Origin of the sequence: Paenibacillus sp. IHBB 3054 (genome assembly GCF_051594305.1) — a bacterium.
Lineage (GTDB): Bacteria > Bacillota > Bacilli > Paenibacillales > Paenibacillaceae > Paenibacillus_AQ.
This window is the reverse complement of record NZ_JBOFBG010000099.1, coordinates 1-1,623: the sequence shown is the minus strand read 5'-3', so window position 1 is coordinate 1,623 and position 1,623 is coordinate 1. Positions and strand designations below refer to the sequence as shown.

Below are 1,623 nucleotides of genomic sequence, written 5' to 3'. Positions count from 1 at the left end.
CTGGACAGTCAAAAGTTCTACAGCGCTAAGAAACCAGTGAATCGCGCTCCAGATCAGCGTTTTCCTGCTTGGATTTAATTATTTTCGTTATGGATAAGTGAGGATTTTGAGCAAACAGGCGAAAAATAGACTTGCGTAAATAAGCGGCAACAGTGGCTTCTGAGACCACAGCATGGGAGGGCGTTCGCAGATAGCGGAAAAACAGACCCGAGGTTCGGCCTGAAAACTGTAAGGCGACGAGTTGTAGGAGTCCCATCGCAATGCACTGGCACATCACGAATCCCTCTATGGCCTGAAACGTTTTCTCGATACGCTGTCGGTCGCGTTCGTTCGTAATGGCCTCCAGCGGATGTGCTTCTCCTTTTTTCAAAAATCGGTTCAGCTTCGGCATCGACTTACTCCAGAAACGGTAGCTGAAGGCGTGGGTGACCTGCTTCATTTCCCGAAAGGTGCATTCAATCTTGAAGCGATAGCTGTACAAACGTATGATTTCCGTGGCCGCCAAGGTCAGATCCGTACTGACCAAGATGGAGCAGTTACCCCGATGAACCACCAGCACAAAGCGCAATTCCTGATATAAGCCCTGGCCCCAAAGCAGGTCCAGGCACAGAAATTGAACCGTCTCTTCCTGGCCGTACAGCAAAACGGTTGCGGCTTGAAAATCGGCAGCGCGAGTCGTGAATAACTCCTTGAATTTGACCGCAGGACCTTTTTTCGACGGTCGGCCACGCCCCGGCTTCTTCGCAGGGGGGCGTTCGTAGGCGACCGCGTTCGATTTGGCTTTCGTTACCAGGTGCATGCGGGTTTCGGAAGAGAGATGGCATGCATTCAGCTGCTCCAAGGCCGGAACCGACAAGAAGTAACGATCCAATAGCAGCAACGCTTGACCAAAACCTTTCGCAGCCTTGAAGCCCTGTTCAATCATCTGAACGACATGGGAAGGCGTTTCTATTTCGCTCGCGGACTTCTTCCAGCCCAGAATGGTTTGAATACCGTCTTGTAGGTTCATGAATAAGGGCAGGCAGAACCACTTCCGGGAATCGCCAACCAGAATGCCGATGGCTCCGAACAAATGCCCAAAGATATAGTCACCCTTGGAGACATTTTCGGATTCTTGATGGAGCTTCTTGACCCCGGGCATCCGGCGGCCTTCCTTGGCCTGCTTCATGCCGTCGCCGACGAGGACCACGCGATTCTGAATCACCAGCAGAGGTGCAGACTGGCGAACCACCTGAAGCCAAATTCGGCGCAACGATTGCGTGGACCAAGCCGACGAACGAAAGAAGTGAATCAGCGTCTCGTAGCAGCGGCGATTCAGCGAGAGATCCCGAATCACCGAAGTCACGCCCAGATGGTCGGAGCGCAGCATAAAGCCGACGACGAGTACGACAAACCACTCGAACGTGGCTTGTCTGGAAAAGCAGGAACGGAAAGGCTGTAAAAGTTCATTCAGGTATTTTAGCATAGGTGTGGTCAATCGCTCGGAAATAGGGTACACTTTTGGTTGTAACCCATTCAGCGATTCTATCCTTTTAGAGTGAGATCTTAAGGATACCGTAGATTCGCCGGATTGGGTTATTTTTCTATGTTACGATTTTTCGACAAGAACTTTTCACTGTCCAG

At 51.2% G+C, this 1,623-nt stretch carries 1 protein-coding gene; it reads right to left on the bottom strand.

Features of this window, described 5'->3' with window-relative positions:
- Positions 1-25: 25 nt before the first annotated feature.
- Positions 26-1,465, bottom strand: coding sequence for a transposase (locus ACQ76X_RS35800; protein WP_438498650.1), 1,440 nt, complete (start codon positions 1,463-1,465; stop codon positions 26-28).
- Positions 1,466-1,623 lie beyond the last annotated feature (158 nt).